This is a genomic window from Microvirga sp. HBU67558 (assembly GCF_018069605.1).
Lineage (GTDB): Bacteria > Pseudomonadota > Alphaproteobacteria > Rhizobiales > Beijerinckiaceae > Microvirga > Microvirga terrae.
Genome location: NZ_JAGPUP010000078.1, coordinates 1 through 267, shown reverse-complemented (window position 1 = coordinate 267; position 267 = coordinate 1). Strand labels below are relative to the sequence as shown.

At 62.2% G+C, this 267-nt stretch carries 1 protein-coding gene; it reads left to right on the top strand.

All coding sequences use genetic code 11. The annotated features are described in order from the left end of the window. The coding region (locus tag KBI52_RS00305) for an SDR family oxidoreductase (RefSeq protein WP_210804729.1) at positions 1 to 117 on the top strand (117 nt) is incomplete at its 5' end. Positions 118 to 267 lie beyond the last annotated feature (150 nt).

The window sequence follows — 267 nt, the reverse complement described above, 5'->3', positions numbered from 1 at the left end:
GGACGCCTCGGCGAGGCGGAGGAGATCGCCCGCAGCGTGCTCTTCCTGGCCGCCGACGAGGCCGGCTTCGTCACCGGCTCGACCCTGTCCGTCAACGGCGGGCAGTACATGGCCTGATCCCAACGATGATCATCTTGTGAGCAAGCCGGAAGGAATCCCGCAATTGACTTACTCAGATAATCCACCAGAGGGGACGACGGTACTGCGTCGAACCTGAAGCTCCGCAAAGTCATCCTCTGCGTACTCAATCCCGCGCAGAGGACCGGA